This window comes from Paenibacillus sp. VTT E-133291, from assembly GCF_002264395.1.
Lineage (GTDB): Bacteria > Bacillota > Bacilli > Paenibacillales > Paenibacillaceae > Paenibacillus_AQ > Paenibacillus_AQ nitricinens.
The window spans coordinates 1-2,083 of sequence record NZ_NFVA01000198.1; the positions used below are offsets into that span (position 1 = coordinate 1).

The 2,083-nt window shown below is 38.3% G+C and carries 2 protein-coding genes and 2 pseudogenes; 1 reads left to right on the forward strand and 3 read right to left on the reverse strand.

Features of this window, described 5'->3' with window-relative positions; genetic code table 11:
• Positions 1-55: 55 nt before the first annotated feature.
• A pseudogene (locus CA598_RS31465) lies at positions 56-387 on the forward strand (transposase); the annotation flags it as partial.
• A 390-nt stretch (positions 388-777) separates the two neighbouring features.
• Here the strand turns inward: CA598_RS31465 and CA598_RS31470 are convergent.
• From CA598_RS31470 to CA598_RS32550, 3 genes and pseudogenes are all read right to left on the reverse strand, one after another.
• Entirely contained in the window at positions 778-1,257 is a 480-nt protein-coding gene (locus CA598_RS31470) for a DUF6985 domain-containing protein (RefSeq protein WP_094879041.1), read from the reverse strand.
• Entirely contained in the window at positions 1,250-1,504 is a 255-nt protein-coding gene (locus CA598_RS31475; protein WP_094879042.1) for an HNH endonuclease, read from the reverse strand. The genes CA598_RS31470 and CA598_RS31475 overlap by 8 nt, the downstream gene beginning before the upstream one ends.
• Positions 1,501-2,083: pseudogene (locus CA598_RS32550) on the reverse strand (hypothetical protein); the annotation flags it as partial. The pseudogene CA598_RS32550 and the gene CA598_RS31475, both read right to left, overlap by 4 nt.

Genomic DNA, 2,083 nt, shown 5'->3' on the forward strand with positions numbered 1-2,083 from the left:
TGCTGTAAGAATAAGTAGATAGCAAAAAAACAGGTGAAGGGTTGGGGAAACACATGTGACTTTGGACAAAACACAATTGCGAGAGTTTATCAAGGAGAGTAATTTAGTTTCTGCAAAAGATGAGCAGAATGCCTTAAAGGATCTATCTACCGAAACGATTCAGGAGATGTTAGAAGCCGAAATGGATACTCATTTGGGCTATGGCAAGCATGAAGACAGGGCGAAACTCACACCAAACAGTCTCAACGGAAAGAGTCGGAAAACGGTAGTCAGTGAGTAGAGCAGGAAATCGTTATCCCTCGAGACTGTCTATGGTAGTTTGAGCCTATTGTCGTTAAGAAGTATCCATCGCACAAAACGGGATCGAAGAACAAATTAGTTACCTTACCTGTATATGTTGACTGGTCGTCACCAGATTGCTTTCGTACACCCTAAACATCGTTACAAGGGTCAGTTAAGTTGCGGATAAAGTCCTATTCTTTGCATTTCACCTTTACTATAGTTGTCGTGCTATCCATCTTGAAAGGTGCGTTTTTTTCTTTCTCAGTATCACATTTTACAGTTGCGAGTAATTTTGAAAAAAACGCAGATAACAAAGGTAACAAAAAACAGGTCAATCATGGTTGTATCTGACCATAATCGACCTGTTTTATGTAACGCTTTAGCGTTAAATAGATTATACTTTTCAAGCATTACTGTACGTACAAGCGAATTGAAGAAATCTTTATACGGGTATTACAGGGGTTAAGCGTGTTACTGGTTGCCCCCGACTTCAGATTATAGAACTATATCTTGGAAGCCTACCTCAACTATTTCTTCATCCTCAATTTTCACGGCAAGCCCATGCTCTATTTCCCAAGTACAATTAAAAAGCAAACCAATTCTTCTAATTCCATTCTTACGTACTCTTCTTATAGTCAATTGAGTGGGTTCAACTAATTTGCCCATTTCTTCTTTATTCTCTATAATTGGTGCAATCTTATCAGCTTCATCCTCTCCTACCATATCTCTATACTCCATATAAACTTCTTGATAATAGTCAAAGATAGCATCCTCTATTTTCGTTATCATATTTTCCATATTGCCAACAAAATTAATATACGCTTCTTTTTGAGCATCTTGAAATTCACCTTCTTCGTTTCCATCAATACTTAAAATAACAATTCTCTCTTGTCCAAAGATCTTTACCTTCTGCTTTCCACTCCAGTATAAATCGTATGAAATTCCACCGAATAATTCATGGTTAAGGCTAGCCATTATGCCATTCTCCTAACTTTTCTTTAATATTATGTTCTCCTACTCCACCCAAGTGATTAAACGTTCCATTAATTTTGCCTGGTACAAGTTGCATACTCTCAAGATCATTTAGTTCATGCCAAGTGTAATTGTTGTCATCTCGCCAATCTGCTACATCATCAGCAGTCCATTTTTTCTCAGGAGTCGACCATTGATTAGCCAGTGTCTCATCAGCATTAGCAAAATTCTTTCTTCTATCATTAGTCATATTAGGGATTTTAACCTCGCCCTTGGTAAAAGGGAAAAATTCGGAATTGCATTCTTATATTCTACTCCATCAACACCTGCTTCATCCAGATACTCTTTAACTTCAGGTTTCTCAGAGACAAACTTAGACTCTCCTCTTTCTGCTTCCCATGTACCATTATTCTTTGGTGTACGGTCTAATCTCTCTTTATAAGAACTATACTTTGGTGTTACGTCATACCCTTTTGTTACATCAGCACCTTTACCCGCCCCCTCAACCGCCTTCACTTCCACGTCCTTTATTGAATGATTACTGTCACTTTTTCCTTCCAGCTTCTCTCTTAATATCCGGTCCATTTCATTCTTAAAATTGATTTGAACCGGGGTCTGTGGAAGTGCCGGGGTATCTACATCTAGATTATTTATCTTGAATTGAAAACCTTCATTTGTGCTGAATGACGGCAACGGTTTTTGTACCTCAAAATCTTTTACAGAATCTAACCCTTTTGGAGGTTTTAGACCTCCGCCTCCTGTAGGAAGCAAAGATTTTTCTACCGGACCATACAACAACGTTACCATTCCCAGACTGTTGAGCCAATGA